This window comes from Effusibacillus sp. SKA8, from assembly GCF_058273125.1.
Genome location: NZ_JBZCSF010000014.1, coordinates 17,824 through 41,392 on the forward strand (window position 1 = coordinate 17,824; position 23,569 = coordinate 41,392).

At 54.5% G+C, this 23,569-nt stretch carries 26 protein-coding genes and 1 riboswitch; of the genes, 2 read left to right on the forward strand and 24 right to left on the reverse strand.

The features are described 5' to 3' along the window. Positions 1-8 precede the first annotated feature (8 nt). From AC4ED1_RS11810 to ribD, 12 genes are all read right to left on the reverse strand, one after another. Complete coding sequence (locus tag AC4ED1_RS11810; protein ID WP_490938812.1) at positions 9-1,169, reverse strand: D-alanyl-D-alanine carboxypeptidase family protein; 1,161 nt, start codon at positions 1,167-1,169, stop codon at positions 9-11. Between the two features lie 107 nt (positions 1,170-1,276). Beyond that, positions 1,277-1,729 (reverse strand): GerW family sporulation protein, encoded by a 453-nt coding sequence (gene ytfJ / locus AC4ED1_RS11815; RefSeq protein WP_490938814.1) that lies wholly within the window; start codon positions 1,727-1,729, stop codon positions 1,277-1,279. Further along, complete coding sequence (locus tag AC4ED1_RS11820; protein WP_490938816.1) at positions 1,702-2,382, reverse strand: DUF2953 domain-containing protein; 681 nt, start codon at positions 2,380-2,382, stop codon at positions 1,702-1,704. Before AC4ED1_RS11820 ends, ytfJ begins: the two co-directional genes overlap by 28 nt. A gap of 83 nt (positions 2,383-2,465) precedes the next feature. Then, the gene (gene scpB / locus AC4ED1_RS11825; protein WP_490938947.1) at positions 2,466-3,077 is read right to left on the reverse strand and encodes an SMC-Scp complex subunit ScpB; all 612 of its coding nucleotides are present in this window, start codon (positions 3,075-3,077) and stop codon (positions 2,466-2,468) included. A 32-nt stretch (positions 3,078-3,109) separates the two neighbouring features. Continuing rightward, positions 3,110-3,859, reverse strand: coding sequence for a segregation and condensation protein A (locus AC4ED1_RS11830; RefSeq protein WP_490938821.1), 750 nt, complete (start codon positions 3,857-3,859; stop codon positions 3,110-3,112). 10 nt (positions 3,860-3,869) lie between these two features. Next, positions 3,870-4,484, reverse strand: a complete 615-nt coding sequence (locus AC4ED1_RS11835; protein WP_490938823.1) for a site-2 protease family protein — start codon at positions 4,482-4,484, stop codon at positions 3,870-3,872. Positions 4,485-4,585: 101 nt separating this feature from the next. After that, positions 4,586-5,386, reverse strand: a complete 801-nt coding sequence (locus AC4ED1_RS11840) for a spermidine synthase (protein ID WP_490938825.1) — start codon at positions 5,384-5,386, stop codon at positions 4,586-4,588. Positions 5,387-5,388: 2 nt separating this feature from the next. Next, on the reverse strand, positions 5,389-6,873 hold the full coding sequence (locus AC4ED1_RS11845) for an MDR family MFS transporter (protein WP_490938827.1): 1,485 nt from the start codon (positions 6,871-6,873) through the stop codon (positions 5,389-5,391). Beyond that, positions 6,874-7,344 carry a 6,7-dimethyl-8-ribityllumazine synthase gene (ribH, locus tag AC4ED1_RS11850; RefSeq protein WP_490938829.1) on the reverse strand — a complete coding sequence of 157 codons (471 nt, stop codon included), beginning with the start codon at positions 7,342-7,344 and terminating at the stop codon, positions 6,874-6,876. It abuts the gene before it with no gap. Between the two features lie 23 nt (positions 7,345-7,367). Continuing rightward, positions 7,368-8,564 carry a bifunctional 3,4-dihydroxy-2-butanone-4-phosphate synthase/GTP cyclohydrolase II gene (locus tag AC4ED1_RS11855; protein WP_490938831.1) on the reverse strand — a complete coding sequence of 399 codons (1,197 nt, stop codon included), beginning with the start codon at positions 8,562-8,564 and terminating at the stop codon, positions 7,368-7,370. A 23-nt stretch (positions 8,565-8,587) separates the two neighbouring features. After that, complete coding sequence (locus AC4ED1_RS11860) at positions 8,588-9,262, reverse strand: riboflavin synthase (protein WP_490938833.1); 675 nt, start codon at positions 9,260-9,262, stop codon at positions 8,588-8,590. Between the two features lie 4 nt (positions 9,263-9,266). After that, entirely contained in the window at positions 9,267-10,400 is a 1,134-nt protein-coding gene (gene ribD, locus AC4ED1_RS11865) for a bifunctional diaminohydroxyphosphoribosylaminopyrimidine deaminase/5-amino-6-(5-phosphoribosylamino)uracil reductase RibD (RefSeq protein WP_490938949.1), read from the reverse strand. 240 nt (positions 10,401-10,640) lie between these two features. Next, a riboswitch (FMN riboswitch) is annotated at positions 10,641-10,801 on the reverse strand. A gap of 173 nt (positions 10,802-10,974) precedes the next feature. Between ribD and AC4ED1_RS11870 the strand changes: the two genes are divergently transcribed. Further along, the gene (locus tag AC4ED1_RS11870) at positions 10,975-12,213 is read left to right on the forward strand and encodes a D-alanyl-D-alanine carboxypeptidase family protein (RefSeq protein WP_490938835.1); all 1,239 of its coding nucleotides are present in this window, start codon (positions 10,975-10,977) and stop codon (positions 12,211-12,213) included. A 55-nt stretch (positions 12,214-12,268) separates the two neighbouring features. On the opposite strand, the gene AC4ED1_RS11875 is transcribed toward AC4ED1_RS11870, so the two are convergent. The 5 genes from AC4ED1_RS11875 to spoIIAA all read right to left on the reverse strand — a co-directional run bounded on the left by AC4ED1_RS11875 (position 12,269) and on the right by spoIIAA (position 15,561). Next, positions 12,269-12,424 (reverse strand): hypothetical protein, encoded by a 156-nt coding sequence (locus tag AC4ED1_RS11875; protein WP_490938837.1) that lies wholly within the window; start codon positions 12,422-12,424, stop codon positions 12,269-12,271. 112 nt (positions 12,425-12,536) lie between these two features. Continuing rightward, the gene (gene lysA, locus AC4ED1_RS11880) at positions 12,537-13,868 is read right to left on the reverse strand and encodes a diaminopimelate decarboxylase (protein ID WP_490938839.1); all 1,332 of its coding nucleotides are present in this window, start codon (positions 13,866-13,868) and stop codon (positions 12,537-12,539) included. Between the two features lie 135 nt (positions 13,869-14,003). Continuing rightward, entirely contained in the window at positions 14,004-14,756 is a 753-nt protein-coding gene (gene sigF, locus AC4ED1_RS11885; RefSeq protein ID WP_490938841.1) for an RNA polymerase sporulation sigma factor SigF, read from the reverse strand. Positions 14,757-14,767: 11 nt separating this feature from the next. Further along, positions 14,768-15,208, reverse strand: coding sequence for an anti-sigma F factor (gene spoIIAB / locus AC4ED1_RS11890; protein WP_490938843.1), 441 nt, complete (start codon positions 15,206-15,208; stop codon positions 14,768-14,770). A 2-nt stretch (positions 15,209-15,210) separates the two neighbouring features. Next, positions 15,211-15,561 (reverse strand): anti-sigma F factor antagonist, encoded by a 351-nt coding sequence (spoIIAA, locus tag AC4ED1_RS11895; protein WP_490938845.1) that lies wholly within the window; start codon positions 15,559-15,561, stop codon positions 15,211-15,213. A 292-nt stretch (positions 15,562-15,853) separates the two neighbouring features. Here spoIIAA and AC4ED1_RS11900 point away from each other — a divergent pair, with 292 nt between their 5' ends. Then, on the forward strand, positions 15,854-17,143 hold the full coding sequence (locus tag AC4ED1_RS11900; protein ID WP_490938847.1) for a tetratricopeptide repeat protein: 1,290 nt from the start codon (positions 15,854-15,856) through the stop codon (positions 17,141-17,143). A 36-nt stretch (positions 17,144-17,179) separates the two neighbouring features. On the opposite strand, the gene AC4ED1_RS11905 is transcribed toward AC4ED1_RS11900, so the two are convergent. The 7 genes from AC4ED1_RS11905 to AC4ED1_RS11935 all read right to left on the reverse strand — a co-directional run bounded on the left by AC4ED1_RS11905 (position 17,180) and on the right by AC4ED1_RS11935 (position 23,441). After that, positions 17,180-18,388 carry a D-alanyl-D-alanine carboxypeptidase family protein gene (locus AC4ED1_RS11905; RefSeq protein ID WP_490938849.1) on the reverse strand — a complete coding sequence of 403 codons (1,209 nt, stop codon included), beginning with the start codon at positions 18,386-18,388 and terminating at the stop codon, positions 17,180-17,182. 127 nt (positions 18,389-18,515) lie between these two features. Next, positions 18,516-19,844, reverse strand: coding sequence for a pyrimidine-nucleoside phosphorylase (locus AC4ED1_RS11910; RefSeq protein ID WP_490938851.1), 1,329 nt, complete (start codon positions 19,842-19,844; stop codon positions 18,516-18,518). 39 nt (positions 19,845-19,883) lie between these two features. Continuing rightward, on the reverse strand, positions 19,884-20,705 hold the full coding sequence (locus AC4ED1_RS11915; protein ID WP_490938853.1) for a purine-nucleoside phosphorylase: 822 nt from the start codon (positions 20,703-20,705) through the stop codon (positions 19,884-19,886). Continuing rightward, complete coding sequence (locus AC4ED1_RS11920) at positions 20,690-21,889, reverse strand: phosphopentomutase (RefSeq protein WP_490938855.1); 1,200 nt, start codon at positions 21,887-21,889, stop codon at positions 20,690-20,692. Before AC4ED1_RS11920 ends, AC4ED1_RS11915 begins: the two co-directional genes overlap by 16 nt. Before the next feature lie 111 nt (positions 21,890-22,000). Beyond that, positions 22,001-22,150, reverse strand: a complete 150-nt coding sequence (locus tag AC4ED1_RS11925) for a hypothetical protein (protein ID WP_490938857.1) — start codon at positions 22,148-22,150, stop codon at positions 22,001-22,003. Positions 22,151-22,220: 70 nt separating this feature from the next. Continuing rightward, complete coding sequence (xerD, locus tag AC4ED1_RS11930) at positions 22,221-23,108, reverse strand: site-specific tyrosine recombinase XerD (protein WP_490938859.1); 888 nt, start codon at positions 23,106-23,108, stop codon at positions 22,221-22,223. A gap of 87 nt (positions 23,109-23,195) precedes the next feature. Next, on the reverse strand, positions 23,196-23,441 hold the full coding sequence (locus AC4ED1_RS11935; protein ID WP_490938861.1) for a DUF4227 family protein: 246 nt from the start codon (positions 23,439-23,441) through the stop codon (positions 23,196-23,198). Positions 23,442-23,569 lie beyond the last annotated feature (128 nt).

Below are 23,569 nucleotides of genomic sequence, written 5' to 3' on the forward strand. Positions count from 1 at the left end.
CCCCTTTTTTATTTGGTGAACAGCCCTTTCAAAAACCGTTTCAAATCGGCCAGTAAACCGGTCGCGTCAATCGTTGTCCTTGCAACGAGATCCACGGTCCCAACCTTTTGGCCGTTAAAATACACGGTCATCTCCCCGACTTTTTCCCCTTCCCGGACCGGGGCTTTCAACTGTTCGGGCAATTCGATTTCTTTCCGCAAAAGTTCCTGCTCTTCCGCACGAACCGGATATCCGAAGGATGTTTTCGCGATGATTTCCGCCGTTTCCGCGGTTCCTTTCTTGACGGGAAGAGTCCCCACCGTTTCCTTTTCTTTCACCCCTGCCGCATATTGGTATTTGGTGAATCCGTAATCGAGCAGTCTGGCGGAATCGTCCCAATCCCTTCCGTCATTTAACACAATCACCGCCAACTGCCGTCCGTCCCGGGTCGCGCTCGACGCAAGACAGCGCCCGGCGGCTTCCGTATAGCCCGTCTTCACACCGTCGGCTCCCTCGTACCGGTACAACATTTTGTTTTTGTTGCGCATCACCCGGTCCCACTCTTTACCTTCCCAAGGAATCCGCTTGATTTTCGTCCTGACCACTTCGGCAAAAATCGGATTGCGAAGCGCATACGCCGTCAGGACCGCCAGATCGTGGGCGGTCGAATAGTGGCCTTCCGCATCTAGCCCGTGGGGATTTGCAAAATGTGTGCCGGTCAGCCCGAGCTCCCTGACTTTTGCGTTCATCATATCGACGAATTTCTGCGCCGAACCGCCGCCGACATGTTCCGCGATCGCGGTTGCCGCGTCATTTCCCGAACGAAGCATGATCGCATACACCAAATCGATCAACTTTTGTTTTTCGCCAAGGCTTAAATAAATCGATGAACCTTCCACCCCGTAGGCGTTTTTTGAAGTTGTAACGGTTTCCTCCAGTTTTCCCGATTCGATCGCCACAATCGCGGTGACGATTTTGGTAAGACTTGCGATTCGCATTCGTTTGTTCATGTCTTTTCCGTACAAGATACGGCCGGATTGCACATCGATCAGAGTCGCGGACTCGGCGGAAATTGCCACTTCATCGCGGAACCGCTCCGGGTTCCACGCCTCCCGGCCGAAAGCCTGCAGCGGAATCGACAGGAACAGGATCACAGCCAGACCGAAAACCAACCACCGACGCTGTTTCATGACGACCTCCTACAGGGGAATTTCATCAAAGATATATGCAAGTCCGTCTGCAAATAGGACAAACAAAAACCACCCGAGCTGCGGGTGGCTTCTGGTTCCGTCCGATTTCACCGTATGTCCGGCGAAGATTCCGGGGTCTGCGTGGTTGCCGTCGTTATGATTTTGGATGTCCGCTGTTGCTGATTCCCTTTTTTGCCCGTTATGGATTGAATCTTTTCGAGTACGGAGGGAGCCATGTCGATCAGCCGTTCATACAGTTGGTTGGGCGCCTCGGACGAAAGCAGTTTGACTTGACCGTTGCTGACGACCAAAAAGCCGACGGGCGTGATGGACACTCCACCGCCCGCACCGCCGCCAAACGGCAAAGAATTTTCGCCGCCTCCGTCCATCTCGAATTCGCTGCCGCCGGCCGCAAATCCGAACCCGACTTTGGAAATCGGGAGAATGACACTGCCATCCGGCGTTTCCACCGCATCCCCAATGATTGTATTGACATCAACCATTTCCTTGATATTCTCCATCGCCGTCTGCATCAAACCTTGGATCGGATGATCCGCCATGATTGTTTTCCCTCCCTCAGCATATAGATGCCCATTTGAATGCCTGCCAGAATAGCCTGCCCGACCCAAAAACGGATTATGCAGTCGAAGCGGCTTCGCAGCAGCATCTCTGCATAGTGCGGTTGCACAGCCAGATCGGGTTTGACGCGAACCGAGAAAAAACGGGAGAGCCATCCGACCGCAATTCCCTTGACTGACCAGACCAGTCCAGAGGCGGTTCCGGTTAACGCGGCATCCCCCGCGCCAAGTTCCGTATGCCAGTTCATTTTGGTAATCCGGAAAGCTTTTGTCGCTTTTCCGACATGTTGATGAAACCGGTGAAGTTTTTCGGTTAACTTCCTTTCGATTCGCATTGCCCACCGGATTTTTTGAACAGCAATGGTGATCGGCGGCCGGCGGTTTTTCGCTTTGCCCCCGGTCCCGCTCTCCGCTTGCGCCACCACTTTGGCTGTTTTATTGGTTTTGGAGAGCATCAGGTCGACAGCAGGGATTTCCAACGTATATTTGACGAGGCCGAATAAGGTCCGCACCTGCAGCCACAGGTGATCCGCTTCGCCGTCTCTTATGTACCGGATCTGCACTTCAACCGGCAGGAGGCACATGGGCAGAACAAGTCCGGTCAAACCTAAAAGAACCGCCCATCCCCAGCCCATGCAGGTCCCTCCTCTTCCAAGATTCACCTGTTAAGTTTCCCTAACGGCACCTGGAACATACCGGTCGACAGACATTCAAATGTTCATTCCGGCTGGCGGTCGTCCCTGCCCCCACCACCGTCAAAAATCGAGCGTTGCTCAAACAGCATGCGTTCTTCTTCGTCAAGCGCCTCCTGCGGGAGGAAGGCCGGGGCTGGCGGCAGCTCGGACAAGTCCCGCAGCCCGAAACATTCCAGAAACTCCTTGGTGGTCCCATACAAAATCGGTCTGCCGGGCCCTTCCGCCCGCCCCACTTCCGCAATCAGTTTTTTCGCAAGCAAGGTGTTGATTGCTTTTTCGCTTTTAACCCCGCGAATTTCTTCCACATCAGCGCGGGTGATCGGCTGTTTGTAGGCGATAATCGCCAACGTCTCGAGCGCCGCCTGCGACAGCGAGGAATGTTGGGGCTGACAGGCCATTTTTTCAAAATACGGGGCATGTTCCGGCAGCGTCGTCATTTGGAACATCCCGGCCACCTCAACAATTTGCAGACCGCGGCCTTCTCTGCGATAATCCGCCGCAAGGTCGTGGCACAAATCGGCCGCCTCCTCCGGGTCGGTTCCGATGATTTCCGCAATCTGCTTGGCCGCAAGCCCCTCGCTGCCCGCCATGAACAGCAGGCCTTCAATGATCGATTTCACTTCTTTGTAGTCCATAAACAGATTCACCATTCCACCGTCACCGCCACTTACAACGCAAGTTGAAGCTCAATGTCGGAAAACAATCGATCCTGGGCGCAACGAATTTTGCGGTTTTTGATCAATTCCAGAATTGCGAGAAACGTGACCACAATTTCGGCCCGGCGCCGACACCGGGACAGAAGGGAAGCGAAGGAGGCTTGTCCTTGATTGGCATGAAGGAATTCGAGGATCTCCTGAATTCGGTCTTTGACGGAAACTTCATCCCGGTGTACGTGGGCGACTTCATCTTGCCCGTCCGCCTTCGCCAAGGCGGACCGGAAGGCGTCCAGCAAGTCGTAAAGCGAGACCCCACGTACCGGATTCGCCTCCGCATCCGGCATGAAAGCGCTTAGATCCCCGGGAGGGCGGGTATAGACGCTGTTGCGGCGAGTTTCCCGCAACTGCAATTCATACGCAAGCTGTTTGAATTTCTTGTATTCAAGCAGCCGTTCCATCAGCAGTTGACGCGGATCCTCGCCCTCGTCCACCGGGTCGAACACATCGTCAAGCGAGAGCGGCTCGGGTTTGGGCAACAACATGTTGCTTTTGATCGCCAGCAAGGTGGCGGCCATAACGAGAAATTCCGAAGCGACATCGAGCTGCAACTCCTGCATGGCGTGAATATGGGACAGATACTGGTCGGTAATCTCCGCCACAGGGATGTTGTGAATATCCATCTCGTTTTTTTCCACCAGGTGCAAAAGCAAATCCAGAGGCCCTTCAAACGAATTCAAACGGATCAAATATTCCGTGCCCATGCGAGGTCACCTATGCCAACAAGTTCAGGATTGTCACGATCGGCCCGCCAATGATGCTCCACAAAATTGGACGACCGTTAAAAGGCAGAAACACGAGCAACAGCAGGATAAAAGGGCCGTACGTTTCCATCTTGTAAAAGAAACCCAACTGCCGCATCGGAACGAGCGAACGAACGACCTTCTCACCATCCAGGGGAAAGATCGGAAGCAAGTTGAACACAAACAGCAGGACGTTGATGTAGATAACCGCCCACACCACCGGCGAGTCCATCGTCACATAGGGCACCAGGCCGGATTTTGCAATCAGGGAAAACAAAATGGCAAGCAAGAGATTTGCGATCGGGCCGGCAATCGCGACTTTCAGCATCCCCATCCGGCGATTGCCGCGAAACATCGAAGGGTTTGTCACGACAGGTTTCGCCCATCCGAATCCGGCCAGCACGATCAGGAGAAATCCCAACCAGTCGATGTGGACAAGCGGGTTCAAGGTGAGACGGCCGTCCCGTTCCGGCGTCGGGTCCCCCAACCGGTGGGCGACCCACGCGTGGGCGAACTCATGCACGGGAGCGGCGATCAGAAAAGCGATCGCAAAATATAAAATACGTTCAAACCCCAGATGAAACATACGGTTTCTCCTCTCACGCCACAAAAGGCTGGCACAATTATAGCACAGACAGGCAAACGCCAACAACGACACGCGAACCATGGGTCCAAATTCCGTTGCTCCTAGTCTTGGTACACGGACACGTCCGCAACCGGAATCGGCCGCGTATAGATCCGCTTCAGCAATCTCCGCAATTCCGGGTCGGTTCGGGCATGTGAAGGGATTTCGCGAGACGGCGATTTGCGGGCGATCAGCAAAATATTTTGTTCCATGAATGTCCAGCGCGACACCGGGAGCACCCGCACATCCGGGAACACCCGGTTCACCGTTTTGTATAGGGTTCGGAACGATGTATTGTTGGAGCCGCTCACCGCACCGATTACATTCACGATCAACACCCCGTTTTCCTCCAGCACGTTCGAAAGGGAGGCAAAACATTCCACCGACCGCATCGACCTCGGAATGGAATAAGAGTCGAAAGCGTCCAGAAAGACGAGATCAAAGCGTTGATCCGTCGACTCCAGAAACGCTCGCCCGTGCATCGAATACAGCCGGGTCCGTTCATCGCACGGACAATCGAAGAATTCAACAGCCGCCTGCAGGACGTCCGTATCGATATCGACTCCCGCAATTTCAGCATGGGGGTGGCGGCGGCGGATGGTCTGGATGGCGGTTCCGGTGCCGACCCCCAACGCCAGAAAAGAGCGGACTTCCGGCAGCCATGCGCGGTATATAAGAAAAAAACGCTGGTACGGGAACAGCAGCCGTTCCTTGTTCCGCATATCCAGCGCCCCTTGCCAGCTTTCGCTGGCGAAGCGCATATACCGGACGGGCCCCTTTTCGCACACGTAGACCGTCTGGTAAGGCGTTCGTTTTTTCCATACGAGTTTGGTTCTTTGAAACAGGGTTAAAGGGAACCGCATGGTCAAGACCTCGCTTCGTTTTCGTGCAGGCGCTCTGGCTTCGGAAACAGCGCCATAATGGCAACCGTCGCAATCGCGATGCCGCCAATCCAGACATAAACCGAATGCAGCCCCGCATAGAGCGCATTGATCAATGCCGCATAAACGGCCGGATCCAATCCGGAACCCCCTTCTTTCAGCAGATTGTTGGCGGTCTGCAGCGGATCCGCCAGCCCACCGGCCGGTCCCCCTTGGATCTCGTCAAGCATGCGGAGGTTTAAAACCGCTCCCATGATTGCAACCCCGATCGTCGATCCCAACGAACGGATGAACTGGTTTGTGGCCGTTGCGATTCCCCGCCGGTTCCAATCCACTTCGCTCTGGACCGCAACCGTGAAAGCCAGCGTGGACATTCCAAGGCCAATGCCCATGATCGCCATGACCGCCATGGCAAAAACGCGCCCGGCAGCGGGGGACAAAACGCCGAGCAACACGGAGCCTGCCGCAATGAACGCCACGCCCAAAAACGCAAGTCGCCAAAAGCCCCAGGCGACAAGATTGCGGCCGCCGTAAATGCTGCCGATCATCCAGGCGACGGACATCGGCGTCAACGTAAAGCCGGCTTCCGTCGCCGATCTGCCCAGCACCCCTTGCACAAAGAGCGGTATGTAACTGGTCACGCCCATAAGCACTGCCCCGATCAAAAAAGAGGTGCCGTTTGATACGGCAATCACCCGGTTTTTGAACAGGTCGAGCGGAACAATCGGCTCCTTCGCCTTGCGTTCCAAAAACAAAAACGCAATCACACCGGCCAGGGCAACCGCAAACAAAGACAAAGTGGCCGGATGTGTCCAAGACCATTTTCCGCCTTGCAAAAGCGCCAACAACAAACAAGTCATCGAAAGGGTCAGCACGCCGGCGCCCCCATAATCGATCGCATGTCGTTTTTTCGCAATGCGTTCATGCAGGGAGAACCAGAGGATGAGGATTCCCAAGAGTCCGATCGGCAAGTTGAGCCAGAACACCCAGGGCCATGACAGAAAGTCGATGATCATGCCGCCCAACGCGGGGCCGACAATCGCCGCGACACCCCAAACGGCCGAAAAAAATCCCTGTACGCGCCCGCGCTCCTCAACCGTAAAAATGTCGCCGATAATGGTGGTGGCAATCGCCATGATCGCCCCCGCACCAAGCCCCTGAATCGTTCGCCCGGCCACAAGCATCGGCATGGAGCCGGCCATGCCGCAAAACACGGAACCTGCCAAAAAGATGGCGGCTCCGATCGTAAACATGATCTTTCGCCCGAAAAGGTCCGCCAGTTTTCCGTAGATCGGAGTGGAAACGGCCGATGTTAACAGGTAGGCGGAAAACACCCAACTGATTAACGACAAACCGCCCAGTTTGCCGACGATTGTCGGCATCGCCGTGCCGACGATCGTCACGTCGATCGCCGCGAGAAAATTGGTCAGCATGACGGCGACTACTACCGCTTTCCGGTTCGTGCGCACTTAGCCCTCAATCGCTTTCGTCAAGTTTGCCATCTCGATGGCGGTGACGGCCGCTTCCCAACCTTTGTTGCCCGCTTTGGTGCCGGCCCGCTCAATCGCTTGCTCGATCGTGTCGGTGGTCAGCACCCCGAAAATCGTGGGGACGCCGGTGTTTAAAGAGATTGCCGCCACGCCTTTAGCAGTTTCCGCCGCTACATAATCAAAATGGGGAGTGGATCCCCGGATCACCGCTCCCAAAGTGATGACCGCGTCGTAGTTTCCGCTTGCCGCCATTTTTTGCGCGACCAGCGGGATTTCAAAGGCGCCGGGAACCCAGGCGACGGAAACGGATTCCTCGTCGACGCCGTGCCGCTTCAAGGCATCAAGGGCACCCGAGAGCAGCTTCGACGAGATGAATTCATTGAAACGTCCGACCACAATTCCGATTTTTAATCCGGTGCCAATCAGATTTCCTTCGAAGATGCGAGCCATTTCGATTCCTCCTCAAATTCGCGTCAAATGTTCAGCATATGCCCCAGCTTTTTTTGTTTTGCGTTGAGATACTTGATGTTGGACTCGTTCGGCTCCATTTGCAGCGGAATCCGCTCGACAATGGTCAAGCCGTATCCTTCCAGCCCTTTGATTTTTCTGGGGTTGTTGGTGAGCAGCCGGATTTTTTTCACTCCGAGATCGAGTAAAATCTGGGCGCCAATCCCGTAATCCCGCAGATCGGCAGGGAATCCCAGCTTTTCGTTGGCTTCCACCGTATCGTAACCGTGTTCCTGCAATTCATATGCCCGAATTTTATTGACCAGACCTATGCCGCGGCCTTCCTGACGCATGTAAAGCAGTACGCCGGAGCCGTTTTCTTCGATCTGCCGCAGCGCCGCGTGCAGCTGCGGACCGCAATCGCAGCGGTAGGACCCGAATACGTCCCCCGTCATGCACTCCGAATGCACCCGGACCATCACCGGTTGGGAGGAGTCAATCTCTCCCTTCACCAAAGCGATATGCTCTTTGTCGTCAACGGAATTGGTATACACCACCGCTTGAAAATCGCCGTATTCCGTCGGCAGGTGAGCCAATGCCGCCCTTTGCACCAATACCTCCCGCGATTTGCGGTAGCGGATCAACTCCTCAATCGTGATCATTTTCAGGCCGTGCCGTTTGGCGATCTCCGCCAAATCCGGCACGCGAGCCATCGTTCCGTCCGGCTTCAGCACCTCGCAGATTACGCCGGCAGGATAAGAGCCGCAAAGTTTCGCCAGATCCACCGCCGCTTCCGTATGCCCCGCCCGTCGCAAAACTCCCCCTTCCCGGGCAATCAACGGAAAAATGTGACCGGGGCGCTTGAAGTCGTCCGCTTTCCTGTTCTTGTCAATCAGCGCGGCAACAGTAACCGCCCGCTCAAAAGCGGAGATGCCCGTTGTGGTGCCTTCCTTTGCGTCAACGGAGACTGTGAAGGCCGTTCCGTGCAGATCCGTATTTTTATTGACCATCGGCTGCAGATCGAGTTCTTTTGCCCGCTTCTCCGTGATCGGTACGCAGACGAGCCCGCGGCCGTGGGTGATCATAAAATTGATGACTTCCGGCGTCGCTTTTTCGGCGAGGGCGACAAAATCCCCTTCGTTTTCCCTGTCCTCGTCGTCTACGACAATGATGACTTTGCCGGCTTTCAAGTCCGCCAAGGCTTCTTCAATCGAATGAAACATCCCGTTTCCCTCCTCCTGAAAGTCTAGTCGGCAAATCCGTGTTCTTTAAGAAAATCGACAGTCAGCGCCGGCTTTTCCCTTTCCGTGCCCGGCTGTTTCTGCGAACCGAATCTCAGTTCCAATAAATGCTCAACATATTTTCCGATCAAGTCGCATTCCAAATTCACGAGGTCCCCGATCCGTTTTCCGCCAAGATTGGTGACTTCCGCCGTGTGCGGAATGACCGACACGCGAAAACTGTCTTGTTCGCGATCCATGACAGTCAGCGATATGCCGTCCATCGTAATCGACCCCTTCGGGACGATATACTTGATGATGTCCGGGGCCGCCGCGACGCGGATCAACCGGGCGTTATCCTCGCGACTGATCGAGACGATCTGCCCGACACCGTCGATATGTCCGGAAACGATGTGTCCCCCGAACCGTCCACCCATCCGCATCGCCCTCTCCAAATTGACGGGACTTCCCGGCTGCAGGGTGCGAAGCGCCGTTTTTCGCATGGTCTCGGGCACGACATCCGCTTCAAATCCGCTTTCGCTAAACTTAGTAACTGTCAAGCACACGCCGTTTACCGCAATCGAGTCACCCAGTTTCACATCGCTTACCACTTTTGACGCAAGAATGTGCAACCGGACGGCATTCCCAGCGGGACGGATCGCTGCCACACGCCCGACTTCTTCGATGATACCGGTAAACATCGACTCATCCCCTCTCCGTCCAAACCGGATAACCGGTAATCGCCAAATCCTTTCCGAAGGTTTCCACATTGATATTCTGCAGTTCAATCGCATCCGACATTCTGGAAAATCCTCGTCCCGCCACCGGTGTCGGCCCCGTTCCGCCAATGAGCTTTGGCGCCACAAACATCGTCAGTTTGTCGATCAAGCCCGCTTCCAGAAACGATCCGTGGATCTCGGCGCCGCCTTCGACCAGCAACAGCGTAATTTGCCGTTTATAAAGCTCAGACAACAATTGGCGCAAATCCACTTTGCCGCCTGCCAGACCGACTTGCAAAATCTCGACTCCCCTTTCCCGCAGCCGGTCCCTCTTTGCCGGATCGGCTCCGGGACCGCAGGCAATGATCGTCGGAGCTTCCCCATTCAATACCTCGGCCGACTCCGGAACCCGCAACCGGCTGTCAAGCACTACCCGGACCGGGTTGCGCCCTCCCTCGGGCAAACGGGTTGTCAATTTCGGATCGTCGGCCAATACGGTCCCGATTCCAACCAGAATCGCATCCGCTTGATCGCGAAACCGGTGCACTTGGGCTCTCGCCGTTTCACCCGTGATCCAACGGCTGTCGCCTGTCGCCGCAGCGATTTTCCCGTCCAAGGTCATCGCCGCTTTCATCCACACAAACGGCCGTTGATGAAAGAGCGCCGTCAACCAGACCTCGTTCATGCGCCGTGATTCTTCTGCCAATAACCCGATTTCCACTTCAATGCCCGCCTGCCGGATGCGTTCCGCCCCCCTGCCGGCCACTAGCGGATTGGGGTCGAGCATGGCGATGACAACCCGCGACACGCCGGAGGCAATGACGCTGTCTGTGCAAGGCGGGGTGCGCCCGTGGTGGTTGCAGGGTTCCAACGTCACATAAAGCGTTCCGCCTCTCGCCAAACCACCGGCCATCTTCAAAGCGTGCACTTCCGCATGGGGCCCGCCCGCCTTCAGATGAGCTCCGATTCCGACGATACGCCCCTCGTTGACTACGACGGCGCCAACCATCGGATTGGGCCATGTCCGACCGTTCGCAGCCGCTGCCAGTTGCAACGCCAGATGCATGTATTCCTGATCCGTTATGGCAGTTCCCCTCCAAACAACATTTCTACCAAATATCGGGTCCCGTCTTCGCGCGACAACGCTTGACGTCTCGCTTAACGTCCCTTTAACGGGTAAAAAATCAAAGCCCCGAAGAGTCTGCTCTTCAGGGCATAAGCAAACCACCAGATGTACGGCGGCAAATACGGCATGACGTCACACCAAAAAATATGCATAACTCCGTACAAATCCGCGCAAACAAGCATAAAGTGAAACAAGCTTAAAGTGACGTAAGGCGCGGAGTCGTCCATGCCAAAATCGTTCCTTCTCCCATCCGGACTGTACCGTCGGTGTTGGATTCGCACCAAACTCCTGCCTCCCCTCAGCTTTGCCGGGGCGGCTCGTGGACTTAGCAGAAAAAATCTGCATCACCACCGGTCGGGAATTGGCTGGCGCCTCACCCTGCCCTGAAGGATTATTCGGATTTTTTACGAATATGTCTTCAGTATAACGAACAGGTACAAGATCTGTAAAGTCTAATCGGGAAGTGTGCCATCGGGAAGCGGAATTGCAATATCTTCTCAGCCACGATAAAATAAGCATGTCCTGTCAGACAACTTATCATTCTATCGTCCTCTGGAGTGTGTGCCTCATGCTTCGCAAATTGATTGTTTGGATTCTCGCTGTCATCTTGGTCATTACGATGCTGCCCTTGTTCGCTTTTGCGGAGGCTGAGCCTGTAATCCAATCGCCAGGTGCCGTTCTCATGGACATGCAGTCAGGCGAAATCCTTTATGCCAAAAACGAGCACCAGCGTTTCTATCCCGCTTCCATCACCAAAATTATGACCTGCATAATCGCGCTTGAGCGCTCAAAGTTGGACGAGCAGGTGAAAACTTCAAAACTGGCGCGTGAACAAGAGGGAAACCGCGTATATTTGGCGGAAGGCGAATATCAGACGATGGAAAATCTCCTGTACGGGCTGATGCTGAATTCGGGCAACGACGCAGCGGTCGCCATCGCCGAACACATTTCCGGATCGGTCGAAGCGTTTGCCGAACTGATGAATCAAAAAGCGAAGGAAATCGGCGCGAAAGACACTCATTTTGTGAACCCCAACGGACTTCACGACCCGGAGCATTATACAACGCCGTACGACATGGCTCTGATCGGCCGCTATGCAATGCAAAACCCGAAATTCCGCGAAATCGTCAAAACGGAAACGCGTCCCTGGCACGGGAAAGAATGGGAGTCCGTCCTGTATAACATCAATCCGATGCTTTACAATTATGACGGCGCGAACGGGGTGAAAACCGGTTTTACGGACCAGGCCCGGCAAACGATGGTCGTCTCGGCCGCTCGCGGCGACCGCGAATTGATCGGCAGCTTGATGTTTGCCGACACCAAACGGATGATTCGGCTTGATGCCACCGCTTTGCTCGACTACGGATTCAACCATTACGAAACAAAAAAATTCGCAACAAAAGACCAGGTTGTCACGTCCCTCACCTTTGGTGCCGCCAAAACCAACGTCAAGGTCGCATCCGATTGGTACTACACATTCGCCAAAGGGGAGAATCCGAACATCCAAACGCAAGTCAAGTTGAATCCCCCCGCAAAACGCCCGGTTGCCGCCGGGACGACAGTGGGAGTCATGGAATTCGCCGCAAACGGGAAAACTCTCGGAGCGGTACCGTTGGTTACGGAACAAGAGGTTCCTCCGCCGGTCTCCATCTTCGAAAAATTGGCCGATTCGTTCAGCTGGTGGTACTCTCTGATCCCGGCACCGCTTCTCCTGATCGGTTTCGTCTACCGCAGGGCGCGGATTCGTTCCGCCCAGGCAATGCGTGTGCAGAGTTTCCGGGATTACAGCAAGCGAAACTATTCCTGATCATTTCAAACCTGTTTTTTGCCAAGAGACATAAAAAAGTCCCCACAGGGACTTGTCACTGAGCGGGAGCGGGAATGGCACCGCCGAACCTTCCCCTGATAAACCCCCAAAAAGGCACAACAAGCGCCCATAATCCCCGAATTGCTCCCGCCCACCGGAACAGAGTCGAGATTACGCCGATTAAAACACCCATTTTTTCACCCCGTTTCATAATTGCGAACCGCCGGTATGGCATCAACTACTTTCAGGGTATGCAAACAGCAAAACAAAAGCCAGTGGCATCCGCCTACTGCCGACAAAAAAACAAATCCCGCCAACCTCGGTCAGCGGGTCGGTGAAACGATTCGCATCCGTTCCGGAATGAGGTCGTTTTGGATCAGATTCTCCAGCGTTTCGCGTTTCACCACAAGATCGGCTTTGCCGTCTTTTACGAACACGACCGCCGGCCGGGCAATCCGGTTATAATTGCTGGCCATCGCATAGTTGTAAGCGCCGGTACAGGAGACTGCAAGAATATCCCCCGCCTGCGCTTCCGGCAATTGAATGTCCCAAATCAGCATATCGCCGCTCTCACAACTCTTTCCTGCAATGGAAACCGTCTCGACGGCCGGTTCGGTTGCCCGGTTGGCCAACATCGCTTCATATTCGGCCTGGTAAAGAGCCGGCCGGGGATTATCCGTCATCCCGCCGTTGATGGCAACATATTTCCGGACTCCCGGAACGGTCTTGGTGGAACCGATCGTGTACAGCGTCGTGCCGGCAGGCCCCACGATCGAACGTCCCGGTTCGATGATGACTTCCGGATATTGCAACCCGCGCAGGGTGAACTCGGCTTTCACCGCGTCGGCGATCGCCCGGACATACTCCTCGAGAGCCAACGGAGTGTCTCCTTCCCTGTAGCGAATCCCGAATCCGCCGCCAACGTTCAGTTTCGTAAAGGATACGTTTGTTTCCTGGGCAGCCCATTCATACAGATCTGCCAAACGGGAAATGGCAACGGCAAAGCCTTCCGTTTCAAAGATCTGGGAACCAATGTGGGAGTGGAGTCCCGCAAGGCGCACCCCTCTGGTTTCTGCCGCAGCAAGAACCGCTTTTTTTGCTTGTCCGCTTTCCACGTCAAAGCCAAACTTGGAGTCCTGCTGCCCGGTGGAGATATATTCGTGGGTATGCGCTTCCACACCCGGCGTCACACGCAGCAGAATCGTCGCCACTTTGCCCGCCGCCGCAGCCATCTCCCCCAGCAATTCCAATTCGTAAAAATTGTCAACGACGAATTCGCCAATCCCGACTTCCAACGCGTATGCGATTTCTTCCGGCGACTTGTTGTTGCCGTGGAAGTGAATCCGTTCCACCGGAAACCCCGCTTGTACCGCCGTATACAGTTCGCCGCCGGACACGACGTCAAGCGACAGCCCCTCTTCCTCAATCAGTTTGCACATCGCCAATGTGCAAAAAGCTTTGGAAGCATACCCGACCTGATAGCGCAAGCCGCTTTCTTCAAATGCACGCTTGAAAGCCCGGCAGTTTTCCCGTATCAATGCTTCGTCGTAGACGTACAACGGGGTTCCGAAATCCTTTGCCAGTTCCACTGTATCGCAACCGCCTATTTCCAGGTGGCCTTTTTCGTTGATTCGGCTCGTTCCGTGAAGGTACATGAACCGGACTCCTCTCCAAACGCAAAAAGTCAGTCAATTATGACTGACATTATAACACGTTTTTCTTGTATCCGGGAACCCTTTTCGAAATTTCCGGGAAAGCGGGTGCCACAATGGAAGTTCCGAGAAAATGCATTATCCTCCCAATTGGTCTTTAATCGTCTGCAAGATCCGTTTCTCCAAACGCGACACCTGTACCTGGGAGATTCCCAGAACGTCCGCCACTTCCGCCTGCGTCTTGTCCCTGAAAAAACGCAGGAACACGATCAGCCTCTCGCGTTCCGGCAGTTTGACCAGCACGTCATGCAGACTCAGCTTGTCAAACCAGCGTTCCTGCGAATCGTCCGCAATCTGGTCCATGAGATAAATCGGGTCCCCATCGTTTTCAAAAATGGTCTCGTGTATTGAGGTGGGTTGCCGCAAAGCTTCCTGGGCAAACACCACTTCCGCCGGTTCCATCCCCATCACTTCTGCCACTTCGTTAATGTGCGGCTGCCGCCCCAGCTTTTTGGAGAGTTCGTCGCGCACTTTCCGGATTTGGCGGGCGGTTTCCTTTAAAGAGCGCGATATTTTGACGGTGGAGTCATCCCGCAAAAACCTTTGGATCTCGCCAATAATCATCGGAACCGCGTATGTGGAAAACCGCACGTCATAACTCAGGTCAAACTTGTCAATCGCTTTCATTAAGCCGATGCAGCCGATTTGAAACAGATCGTCCGGTTCGTATCCCCGATTCAAGAACCGCTGCACAACCGACCAGACCAGCCTCTGGTTGGACACCACCAGCCGTTCCCGCGCTTCCTCATCGCCCGCCTGACTCTTTGTAATCAGTTCCTTGACCTGTTCATCCGATAACTTGCCGTATGAAGAAGTGTGATTTTTTTCCATGGAAAAACCCCTTAATGCCCCGACACTTGAGCGCTCTTGATGCGTTTGGCGAGACGGACGCGCGTTCCCTTGCCGGGTTCGGACGTGATCTCGACTTCATCCATGAAATTCTCCATGATGGTAAATCCCATGCCTGACCGTTCCAGTTCCGGTTTTGACGTGTACAGCGGTTGGCGGGCCTGTTCGATATCGGGGATGCCATATCCTTGATCTTCAATCACGATCTCGACCTTTTGATCCTCCAGCGTGCAGGCGATGGTGACGATTCCTTCCGTTCCTTCGTAGCCGTGGATGATCGCGTTCGTTACCGCTTCCGATACCACCGTTTTGATCTCCGTCAATTCTTCCATATCCGGATTCAACTGGGAGACAAAAGCCGCCACGGCCACTCTGGCGAAGGACTCGTTTTGCGACAAGCTGACAAACTCGAGCTTCATGCGGTTGCGAGCCATGTTTATCTCTCCCCCATTTCGGCCAGTGCGCGGGTTTCGGTATCATAGACCGGCAAAATCTTGAGAATGCCCGAAAGCTCCAACAGCTTACGCAACGAATCATTGACCGCACAGAGCGACATTTTGCCGCCAAGCTGGGAAATCCGCTTATAGCGGCCCAAAATGACGCCCAACCCGGAACTGTCCATAAACTCCAGACGTTCAAACGAAAAAATCATATTTTTGGACGTGCCGTTGTCCAGTTCCCTGTCAACGCGGTCGCGAACCAGCTCAGCCGTGTGGTGATCGAGTTCGCCGGCCAAACGGACTGCTAGGGTGGTTCCGATTTTCTCCGTTTCGATTTGCAAGCTCATTTTTCTACTCCCCCTGTAAACTCCAAATCTACATGGGTATTCGAGTGGCAGTGAAATTTTTCCTGCAACTCGACAAAACTAGAAATAATTCGATGAAATTTGCCACCACATCTTCGTTTCACCCTTCATGCATTCTAACCGTGTTTGCAGCAAATTAATCAAAATGAAGTCATAAATGATCCACTATGTTTCCCATTTCGGTGGAATACTGTAAGGAAAGAATTTTTCTATTCCCCTGACCGTACAGGAATAGTACAATGAATGGGGTAATGGAACTGGGGGAACGTACCGCATGCAAAAAACCTTGGGCCAAAAGATCAAAGAACTTCGTCTCAGCAAAAACATGACGCAGGGGGAACTCGGCCGCGGCCTCGCCACACCGAGCATGATCAGCCAAATCGAAGCCGACAAAGCGAACCCTTCGCACAGATTGCTGGCACGGCTTGCCGAACGGCTCGGCGTAACGCTGGAGTATTTTCTTGCGGACATCCAAGCCAAGATGGAAAAAAACGGCGCATTCCGGTATGCACGCATGCTGATGGAGGCCGAAAATTACAAAGGGGCGGCCAAACTCTTGAAAGAGTTGCTGGAGAAGCCGATTCCCCATCTGGAAGTCGCCGAGGTTCAATTGAATTTGGCCGAATGCCTGCAAAAACAGGAAAAAATACGGGAAGCGCTCCATCTGTACGAAGAAATCGTCCGCAATTCGCTGAGCCAAGGCGAACCCCTGTATGCGGTCAAGGCATTGCGGGCGATGGGAATGGCAGAATTTGCAAAGGGGAATCCGGTCCTTGCCCATTTTCACTGGAACAAAGCGGTGGAGATCGGACTCAAGGATGTCCGTAACGATCCCGATCTGCTGTCGGGCGTGTTGCTTCTGCTCGCCAACGCGCAACATGAATTGGGAAACTATGCGGACGCGCTGGAATCCCTCAAAAAAGCGCAAAACCTGCTGGCCAATTCCGCCGACCTGCACAAATTGGCAGAGTTGGCCGAACTCTCCGGCAAAGTCTGCAAAAATTTGGGCCTCTTCCAGGAGGCGGCAAAACACGCGGAAGACGCCATCGCAATTTACGAAACCCTCGGTCTGCCCATGCAAACGGTTCGCATGAAAGTTGCGCTGTCCCAAATTATGGACGAAAGCGGCAGACCGGATACTGCCATCCGCATGCTCGAAGAGTGTCTCGCACAATCAGACGCTGATGGGATGGACGATATCGCGTATATTCACGCCGTGCTCGCCGGCATTTTTTTCTGCCTGGAACGTTACGATCTCGCCAGGTCCCATTGCGAAAAAGCGCTGGCTCTTGCGGAAAACGATGCTAAGGCGTCGATTGAGGCTTATCGGATTTTGGCCAACGTGTCCCTCAAACAGCAGAAATACTCCGAAGCGGTGGCCCATTGCGAACGGTTGATCAAACTTTGCCAAAAAAACCACCGCATCGCCGACTTGACCCGCTCTTTCAACCTTCTGTCGGAGATCCACAAACTCCAAGGAAACTACATGTCGGCAACCGAGACGTTTTTGCGCATGCAAAAGGAAGTCGAACACAATCTCCGCGGAATGGCGACGATCATGTAAAAAACCATCGAACCGGATTCGATGGTTTTTTGCCGTTTACGATCCAGACCGGAGCCAGACGTTCATCGTCCGTTTAAACATCGTGCCAAAAGCGGCCTTGTCCGCATCTTGTCCCGCGAGGATTTCCGTCCGGGCCACTTCCTGACCGTTCCTCAAAATCACGATGTGCCCGACGACGGTTCCCTTCGCAACAGGCGCCTGTATGGGCAAAAGCTCGATCTTCTGCGTAAAAGCTTCTTTCTGTTCGCCTTTTTTCATCAGAATTCTCACCGTATCCCCGGCAATCATCGGGATTTCTGCCGGGCTTCCCTTGTCGATCCGCGCCCGTTGCACCACTTGTCCTTTTTTGAACAGCGCTTCGCTGTAGAAATTTGCAAACGCCCAGTCGAGCATCCCGGCGATTTCGGCGTTTCGCGTAGGGGAAGTAGGTTCGCCCATAACGACCGCAATGACGCGAAAATCGCCCCGTTTCGCCGTCGCCGACAAACAATATTTCGACTCTTGGGTGAAGCCGGTTTTCAATCCGTCTACCCCTTGATAGAACCGCACCAGCTTGTTGGTGTTCACCAGCCAGAAGGGATTCTCGGTATCTTTGCGCAAATAATCCTGATACAGCGAAGTCCACTTCAAGATCGCCTCGTGTTTCAAAAGCTCCCGCGACATGACGGCAACATCGTAAGCGGAAGTGTAATGGTTTTCCGTCGGCAATCCATTGCAGTTGGAAAAATGGGTGTTTTTCAGTCCCAATTGTTCGGCCCGTTCGTTCATGAGACGGACAAATTCCTCCTCCGAACCGGCCAAATGCTCAGCGACGGCAACGGAGGCATCGTTTGCGGACCCGAGCGCAATCCCTTTCATCATATCTTCCAACGTCATCTCTTCCCCGGGTTCGAGGAAAATCTGCGTTCCGCCCATCGAAGCCGCCCGTTCGCTGGTCCGGACTTTGTCTGTCAATTTGACCTTGCCCGAGTCGATAGCCTCCATCACCAGAAGCATCGTCATGATTTTGGTGATGCTTGCCGGCGGCAGTTTCTCGTGGGGGTTTTTCTCAAACAATACCTGGCCGGTTGCCGCATCCATCACGACAGCCGACACCGCCTGCTTTGCGATTTGCACTTGTCCCTTGCGGTCATCCGGTTTCGTCTCCGCTGCCAGAGCGGTGTTGACGGGATAAAGGATCGATCCGGCAACGATTCCCGCCGCCAAACCCGTGAGGACTGTTTTTTTCAGGGTCCTGCCCCACATACAATGTGTCCCTCCTTCGTGAATTGCACCTGCTTCCAGTAGTATGCACAGATGAAAAAGGGGTTATTTGCTCCTTGTGAAGAGAAAAAAAGACGACCTTCGCCAAGAAGGTCGCGTCGTAGAAATCTTACAAAAAACGGTCAGTTTTGTCACCGGTAACGACACCGTACAGCAAGGGAGGTTGCGGCACGGGGGTCGAACGAATTTCAAAAGCGTTTTTCAGCCGATCTTTGACCTCCGCCAGCCTGCTTTCGCCGTTAATGTGGAGAACGGCCAGCGGTTCCCCTCGCTTGACGGGGTCGCCCACTTTTTTGTTCAACACGATCCCGACCGCCAAGTCAATTGGCGAATCCTTCCGTTCCCGCCCCGCACCAAGCATCATCGCGCAAGCCCCCACCGTCTCCGCATGGATTCGCGTTACATATCCGTCATGCTCCGCCAAAAACGGTTCTTGCCGCTTTGCCTGCGGCAATCTGTCCGGCTGGTCGATCACCGACGGGTCTCCGCCCTGGGCTTCGACAAATCGCCGAAACATGTCAAGGCCGGTGCCGGAAGCAATCAGACGGGACAAAATTTCTCCGGCTTCTTCGGCGTTCGACGCCCGCCCCGCCAAAACCAGCATGTGCGATCCCAGCGCAATACAGAGTTCGGTCAAATCGGAAGGTCCCTCGCCTTTCAGGGTGTCCATCGCCTCTTTCACTTCCAGCGCGTTGCCCACCGCATACCCGAGAGGTTGGTTCATATCCGAAACGATCGCAACCGTCTTGCGTCCCAACCGCGTTCCGATGTCGACCATCGCTTTCGCCAGTTGAAAAGAACCTTCAAGGGTCTTCATGAAGGCGCCTTCCCCCGTTTTCACGTCCAGCACGATCGCATCGGCCCCCGCCGCCAATTTTTTGCTCATGATCGAACTTGCGATTAAGGGAATCGTATCGACTGTCGCCGTCACGTCACGCAGCGCGTACAATTTTTTGTCGGCGGGAGCGATCTCTCCGGTTTGCCCCATCAACGCGATTTTGATGGCGTTGACGTTACGGACAAATTGTTCTTCCGTCAGTTCAACGGAGAACCCGGGGATCGACTCCAACTTGTCGATCGTGCCGCCGGTATGCCCCAATCCGCGACCCGACATCTTCGCGACCGGAACTCCCGCAGCCGCCACAAGCGGCGCCAACACGAGTGTCGTCGTGTCCCCGACGCCGCCGGTCGAGTGTTTGTCAACCTTCACCCCTGCGATGGAGGACAGATCGACCCTTTTGCCGGAAGCGGCCATCGCTGACGTAAGATCTGCCGTCTCGCGGGCAGTCATGCCGCGAAAATAAATCGCCATCGCCAGCGCGGACATCTGGTAATCCGGAATCGCGCCTTCGGTAAAACCGCGGATGACAAATTCGATTTCTTGTTTTGTCAGTTCTTCCCCGTCCCGTTTTTTACGGATCAGATCGTACATACGCATCAGCCACGCACCTCGCTAGCGAATCTTATCTCCGAATCTTTACAACTCTCTTATGATCGCACGTATCAAACCGCTGAAAGCGGTTTTTACCCGCTCGGCGGTCTCCATCACTTCGTCATGGCTGAGCGGTCGGTCGAGAATCCCCGCAGCCAGATTGGAGATGCAGGAAATCCCCAGCACCTTCATTCCCATATGGTTTGCCACAATCACTTCCGGAACGGTCGACATGCCGACTGCGTCGCCGCCGATCTGCCGCAACATCCGAATCTCGGCGGGCGTCTCGTAACTCGGGCCTGTAAGCCCCACATAGACGCCTTCCCGCAAACGAATGCCAACACGTTCCGCCACGCGTTTCGCCGTTTCCTGCAGTTCCCGGTTGTAGGCGTCCGACATATCCGGAAAACGAGGGCCCAGTTCGGTTTCATTGCATCCGATCAACGGATTTTGGCCGGTCAAGTTGATGTGGTCTTTGATCAGCATCAAGTCGCCCGGTTCCCAGTCTGGATTGATCCCGCCCGCGGCGTTGGTAACGACGATGGTATCGATCCCGAGCTTTTTCATCACCCGAACCGGGAAGGTCACCTGCTCCAACGAATACCCTTCGTAATAATGAAAGCGTCCCTGCATCATCGCGACTTCTTTGCCCGCAAACCGACCGAACACAAACTGCCCAGCGTGTCCTTCCACCGTCGACACGGGAAAATGGGGAATTTCGCCGTACGGGACTTTTACTGCATCTTGCACTTCTTCAGCCAGCACCCCGAGCCCGGAACCGAGCACCAGACCGATTTTGGGCGAGATCCGGGCCCGCTGCCGGATGGTTGCCGCCGCTTCTTCCATCTTCTTCAACAATTCCGCCATGGTGCAGCCTCCTGCTTCTGAATCATCGCCAAAAAGCTGGTTCCGATACCGGGATTCGGAACCCCGAAATTTTCCGCAATCGTCGCGCCCAGATCGGCAAACGTATCGCGCATCCCAAGATCTACCGCCGTTTGAATGCCGGCGGCAGACACGAGAACCGGCACAAATTCCCGGGTGTGGTCGGTGCCCGGGGTTGTCGGGTCGCAGCCGTGATCGGCCGTAATGATCAACAGATCGTCGTCCTGCATCGCGTCCATAATCTCCGGGAGACGAGCGTCAAACTGTTCGATTGCCCTGGCGAACCCTTGCGGGTCGTTGCGGTGACCGTATTTGGCGTCAAAATCAACCAGATTGGTAAAGATCAACCCTGTTTCGACTTGTTTCATGTAAGCAAGCGTCTTGTCGACGCCGTCCATGTTGTCTGTCGTATGCTCGCCGCCGGTGATGCCGGAACCGCCGTAAATATCTTCGATCTTGCCGATTCCGATCACCGGATAACCGGCATCCTGCAGTTCGTTTAAAACGGTGCGGCCAAACAGAAGCGAATAGTCACGGCGGTTCGCCGTACGGGTAAACTGACCGTTCGATCCGACAAAGGGTCTTGCGATCACCCGCCCGACCCCGTGCGGCTCGACGAGGATCTCGCGGGCGATTTTACAGTATCTGTAGAGTTCTTCCAGCGGAATGATTTCTTCGTGGGCCGCGATCTGAAACACGCTGTCGGCCGACGTATACACGATCGGGTAGCCGGTTCGCATGTGCTCATCGCCCAGTTCCTTCAAAATCTCGGTGCCGGAAGCCGGCTTGTTGCCAAGCGTTTTCCGGCCGATCCGCTTTTCAAACTCATCGATGATTTCCCGCGGAAACCCTTCCGGATAAGTCGGCAAAAGGCGTTCCAGTTTGACCCCCACCATCTCCCAATGGCCGTTCGTCGTGTCCTTTCCGGCGGACTGCTCCGCCATTTTGCCGTACGCACCCCTGACCGGATCTGTCGGCACGCCTTGAATCGGATGAATTCGGCCAAGTCCCAGCTTCGCCATGTTGGGGACTTCTAATCCGCCCACCGTTTTGGCGATGTTGGCAAGCGTATTCGCGCCCGCATCCCCATATTCGGCCGCATCTGTCATTTCGCCGATACCGCAGCTGTCCAACACGATAAGAACCACACGCTTGTATGTACGCACCCGGAATCTCCCTTTCCGCCGCAAGGTTTTATCTTTTTCTTAAACATACCACACAACAAAACAAAAAGGCATCCCGGCAACGGATATCCACCGCGAGATGCCTGTTGTCTGTTACAGCATCGGCCCGGAAAGCGTGTCGTTCCGGGCGTCCTCTTGCGCTTTTGAGATGCTTTGTTCAGTCTCCAGGTTCTTACATGTGGCCAAGAGAACCAAAAGCGTGGCCACAAAAACGAGCCCGGCGATAAAGGCCAGAACTCCCATCCGTCCGTCCCCCTCCCCTTCCCTGTCCATTGCACTATATGAACGAACGGGAGGAAAAATGACGGCGGGCTTAGGCTCGCGGATGCGTTCTGGAGTACACTTCCTTCAAACGGGACTTTGTGACATGCGTGTAGATCTGCGTGGTCGAGATGTCCGCATGCCCCAACATTTCCTGCACGGAGCGCAGATCGGCACCGTTTTCCAGCAGATGCGTGGCAAACGAATGGCGCAATGTGTGCGGCGTAATCTCTTTTGTGATGTTGGCCATTTTTGCGTATTTTTTTATGATTTTCCAGAAGCCCTGCCGCGTCAGCCGTTGTCCGTGATGATTGACAAACAGCGAGGTTTCCGTTTCGTCGCGAACCAACTTGTGGCGGGAGCGGTCAAGATACTCGCCAAGCGTCTTAAGCGCCATCGCGCCAAGCGGAATGATCCTTTCTTTGGCCCCTTTTCCGTAACATTTCAAAAAACCCATGTTCAGATTGATGTCTTCCAGATTGAGCGACACCAATTCCGACACGCGAATGCCGGAGGCGTACAGCAATTCCAGCATCGCCTTATCCCGGATTCCGGTATGTGTGGTCAAATCCGGCGAATCGAGCAGGGTTTCCACGTCCTGCACCGACAAAACTTGCGGCAGGCGTTTCTCGATCTTCGGCGACTCCAAATTGGCGGTCGGGTCCCCGTCGACTAATCCGTCGCGCAAAAGAAAACCGTAAAAAGCCCGGATACTCGCCAGATTGCGGGAGATGGTGGAAGTCGCCCTTCCCATTTTTTGCAGGCCGGCCAAATACGCGATTATATTCCCGCGGCGGGTCTGGTTGATGTCCGTGATGCCGTTTTGCCTTGTAAATTCCGTATATGCGAGCAGGTCCCTCTGATACGATTCCAGCGTATTTTGCGAAAGGCCCCGTTCGACTGCCAGGTAGTGAATAAAACGCTCGATCAGCTTGTCCATCCGTCAAACTCCCCTTCAATTTTGCGATATTATGTATTCTACGTTGCGGGGCGTTTTCCTTCTCAAGCCGACAAGTGCGCGTTTCCGCTATTCCCCTGTCAGGTAAAAAAGCTTTAACCGTTCCAGGATGTCAGACATCCAATCGCGATTTGGCCGCTGCGGATCGAAGCCGGCGTTGACCTTCAACGAGTCGCCCTTCGGTTCCCTGTATTTGTCAACCGGCTGCATCCAGACATGGACAACTTCCAGCATTTTATACAAAACGAACGAGAAGAGACAGACAAGGACCGCCATCTGAATCCATCTCAGCAAACGTCGGGCTGAAATAACCATGACACACCCCCTACAGATACATATGAACCAGCACACGGAAAAATGATATGCTTGGGAGGCGGGGAACACAACAGAGCCGGAAATACCTGGCCGCACAAAATATATTCCCCCTGTCCGCCTGACGAAGA